Origin of the sequence: Vibrio sp. OPT46 (assembly GCF_015163535.1) — a bacterium.
GTDB lineage: Bacteria > Pseudomonadota > Gammaproteobacteria > Enterobacterales > Vibrionaceae > Vibrio > Vibrio alginolyticus.
In genome coordinates this window covers 50,657-52,814 of the sequence record NZ_JADDYG010000236.1, presented here as the reverse complement: position 1 = coordinate 52,814, position 2,158 = coordinate 50,657, and the positions used below count along the sequence as shown (strand labels likewise).

2 protein-coding genes are annotated in these 2,158 nt (G+C 44.5%); one reads left to right on the top strand and one right to left on the bottom strand.

The annotated features are described in order from the left end of the window. Positions 1-1,173, top strand: a 1,173-nt coding sequence (locus tag IQR33_RS09735) for a phosphoglucomutase, alpha-D-glucose phosphate-specific (protein ID WP_228013826.1), incomplete at its 5' end; no start/stop codon positions are given. A 61-nt stretch (positions 1,174-1,234) separates the two neighbouring features. On the opposite strand, the gene IQR33_RS09730 is transcribed toward IQR33_RS09735, so the two are convergent. After that, positions 1,235-2,008, bottom strand: coding sequence for a DUF1853 family protein (locus tag IQR33_RS09730; protein WP_017634812.1), 774 nt, complete (start codon positions 2,006-2,008; stop codon positions 1,235-1,237). Positions 2,009-2,158: the final 150 nt, after the last annotated feature.

Sequence of the window (2,158 nt, the reverse complement as noted above, 5' to 3'; positions counted from 1 at the left end):
CCGACACATGGTGGTCCTGCAGAAGCTGAGTTGACTCAAGCTATCGAAGATCGTGCGAACGAATTGATTGCTGAAGGTTTACAAGGTGTTAAACGCCTACCACTAGCAGAAGCAAAAGCATCGGATCTGTTTGTAGAGATGGACTTGGTGAAGCCATACATCGATGACCTGGTGAACGTTATCGATATGGAAGCAATCCAAAAAGCGAACCTGAAGATTGGTGTAGATCCATTGGGTGGCAGCGGTATCGATTACTGGCGTCAAATTGGTCAGGCATACAACCTAGACCTAACGCTAGTAAGTGAATCGATCGATCCTTCTTTCCAATTCATGTCGCTAGATAAAGACGGCGTTGTGCGTATGGACTGTTCTTCTCCTTACGCAATGGCGGGTCTATTGGCACTGAAAGACGAATACGATTTAGCATTTGGTAACGATCCTGATTACGACCGTCACGGTATCGTTACGCCAAAAGGTTTGATGAACCCGAACCACTTCTTAGCCGTTTGTATTGACTACTTGTACCGTCATCGTGACGAGTGGGGTAAAGATGTCGCTGTTGGTAAAACACTAGTTTCAAGTGCGCTGATTGACCGTGTTGTTGCGGATCTAGGTCGTGAGCTATGTGAAGTGCCTGTTGGTTTCAAATGGTTTGTAGACGGTCTGTACACTGGTAAGTTTGGTTTCGGCGGCGAAGAAAGTGCTGGTGCGTCATTCCTTCGTAAAGATGGCACGCCTTGGTCAACAGACAAAGATGGCATCTTGCTATGCCTTCTAGCAGCAGAGATCACTGCGGTAACGGGTAAGAACCCTCAAGATTACTATGAAGAGCTAGCGGCGAAGCACGGTGAGTCGAAGTACAACCGTATTCAAGCTGTAGCAAATGGCCCACAAAAAGACGTATTGAAGAAGTTGTCACCAGAAATGGTTGCGGCTGAAACTCTAGCAGGTGATGCGATCACTGCTCGTCTAACGCATGCACCAGGCAATGGTGCTGCGATTGGTGGCCTTAAAGTAACGACAGCTAACGGTTGGTTCGCTGCTCGTCCATCAGGTACAGAAGATATCTACAAGATTTACTGTGAAAGCTTCAAAGGTGAAGAACATCTGAAACAAATCGAAGCTGAAGCACAAGAAATAGTTAATCAAGTATTTGCAGCCGCTGGTTTGTAAAACATCCAATGGTCAATGTATCTAGCAAAGGGTTGATGTGAAAACATCAACCCTTTCATGTTTAAGTGCCCCGAACCGCTTTATCTCCGGGCCATGAATCTGGTACCACAAACCAGAATTGACCGTCTTCCGTTTGTGCGTGTATGAATCGATCTAAAGGCTTTTCAATAGGTTGAGAGAAATCGTCTGTACCGATCGCCCAGCATGGTTTATGTAAATGATAAAGGGGTTTACCAATTAAATCCCATTGACTTTGATAGCACCAGTAACCACTAATCTGACTTGGATTTAATTCATAACCCAAGCACTCCTTAGGAGTTGGCTCTGGAGTAAACGGATTAATATAGAGTCGTCCTTGCATCATTAGGCGCTCTTCTGGAGAGTCGTTTAAAGGAATTATTTTTTGAAATTCCGGGCGATCGCTCATTTTCAGCTGATGCGTGAGCATTCTATCCAATTTTGCATGTAACTGGTCGTGAGCATTCGGGCCATACCAAATGCCGTTGTAAAGAAGATAAAACTTAATCGCCACTTCCCAATGTTCTATCTGATTTGATTCTGTATTCCTCAACACCAAATCGACAGCACCAATGGTCTTACCTTCAGCGTCGTTTAACTGAATTTCTTCGGCAATAATCTGATATCGTCCTGAATTAGAAAGAGCCGCAGTGCATAGGTGCTGATATAAAAAACCCAGTCTCGGATTACCATTGTATTGTTCTGAGCTATTCAAAGGTTTGACCGAGACATCTTCTAAGGTTGCAAACGGAGGGCGTAACTTGAAAAGCGGAGGTGAAGTGGCGATCCATTGGTAAAAGCGTTGCAGTTGGTTCATCCGTATCCCTAAATCTATGGTGAGGCGACAAGCTTTGTTATTGTAACTAAATTTGCTTTTGAGGGTAGGGTGGCTAGCATCGATATTAGGGTTCGAGATACACTTTAAAGACCTAAATGATATCAAGGTGCCAGATGTCAAAAACGTTGC